This is a genomic window from Bradyrhizobium sp. HKCCYLRH3099, assembly GCF_051167855.1.
Classification (GTDB): domain Bacteria; phylum Pseudomonadota; class Alphaproteobacteria; order Rhizobiales; family Xanthobacteraceae; genus Bradyrhizobium.
The window spans coordinates 1-1,500 of record NZ_JBNPTW010000037.1 but is presented as its reverse complement, the minus strand read 5'-3'; the positions used below and the strand labels follow the sequence as shown (position 1 = coordinate 1,500).

1 protein-coding gene is annotated in these 1,500 nt (G+C 61.1%); it reads left to right on the top strand.

Annotated elements, in window-relative coordinates; translation table 11 throughout:
• Positions 1–85 precede the first annotated feature (85 nt).
• Positions 86–1,369 carry an IS701 family transposase gene (locus ACQR1Y_RS34625; RefSeq protein ID WP_434880146.1) on the top strand — a complete coding sequence of 428 codons (1,284 nt, stop codon included), beginning with the start codon at positions 86–88 and terminating at the stop codon, positions 1,367–1,369.
• Positions 1,370–1,500 lie beyond the last annotated feature (131 nt).

Sequence of the window (1,500 nt, the reverse complement as noted above, 5' to 3'; positions counted from 1 at the left end):
TACTACTGAGTCAAAAATCGACGATATGGCCGGCTGAGAATCAAGTATTTGTAGAGATTCAGACTTTCACGCGCGGGAGGGTCGAATGGATCTCAAGCCAGAGGAAGCCAGTGCGCGTCGATTTTCGGCCTATGTCGAAGGTCTCGCCAGCGAGATCGGGCACGCGGACAGAGTGAACCCGCTTCACGATTATTGTACAGGCCTGATGCTGCCCGGGGAACGCAAGAGCGTAGAACCTATGGCGGCCAGGACGGCGCCGGCGCGCACGGCGGCGCAGCATCAGTCGCTGCTGCACTTCGTCAATGCCTCACCCTGGTCGGACGAGAAGGTGTTGGCCAAGGTACGCGCGATGGTGCTGCCGGCGATGGAGAAAACCGGACCGATCGAGGCCTGGATCCTCGACGATACCTCGTTTGCCAAAAAGGGCATCCACTCGGTCGGCGTCCACCACCAATATTGCGGTGAGCTCGGCAAGCAGGCCAATTGCCAGGTGGCGGTGACGCTGTCGATCGCCAACCACGCCGCCAGCCTGCCAGTGGCCTACCGGCTGTATCTGCCGGACGCCTGGACCAAGGACCGCACGCGGCGAAAGAAGGCGGGCGTGCCCAAGGACATCAAGTTCAAGACCAAGTCGCAGATCGCGATCGAGCAGATCCGCGCTGCATGCGACGCTGGTCTGCCGCGCGGGGTTGTCTTGATGGACTCCGGTTACGGCCGTGACTCGCAACTGCGTACGGAGATCACGGCGCTCGGATTGACCTATGTCGCGGGCATTTTGCCCAACACCTTGATGTGGCCTCCCGGGAGCGGTCCGCGGCGGAACGGAAAGCCGCTGAACAACACGGGTCGTCGCGACGAGCCTGACCTGGTCTCGGCCAAGAAGGTGGCGTGTGGCTTGCCAAAGGAGGCTTGGCAGACGATCCGTTGGCGTCAGGGTTCTGCCGAATGGCTGTCATCACGCTTCGCCCGGGTGCGCGTTCGTGTCGGGCACAACAAGCTGATCCCGGAGCAACTGAAATCGGAGTGGCTGCTGATCGAATGGCCCAAGGAGGAGAAGGAGCCGACCAGATACTGGCTCTCGACATTGCCCGCGACAACCACCTTCCGGAAGCTTGTCGACTTCACCAAGCTGCGCTGGAGAGTCGAGCGCGACTATGAAGAGCTGAAGCAGGAGATCGGGCTCGGCCACTATGAGGGACGGGGGTGGCGCGGCTTCCATCACCACGCCGCGCTATGCATCGCGGCTTACGGCTTCCTCATCGCCGAGCAGGCGACGATTCCCCCCTCAGGACCGCGTTGCAACTGGAAAATCCAACCGCCTGCCTTACCCGACGATTATAGACCCAGAGGCGCCGCCCGCGCGGCCTGAGCGCCATATCCCGAACTCGATTGCAACCATGCGCATACGGCTGAATCGAATGCTGGCCAGAACTTTACCTCGATGCCCATGTTGCGGCCTCGCGCCAAAGCCAAAAAGAAGAAATTTGTGACGCAGTAGTA

Coding starts and splice junctions, on each gene's coding strand:
- ACQR1Y_RS34625 (WP_434880146.1), top strand. CDS start 86: ATGGATCTCAAGCCAGAGGAAGCCAGTGCGCGTCGATTTTCGGCCTAT.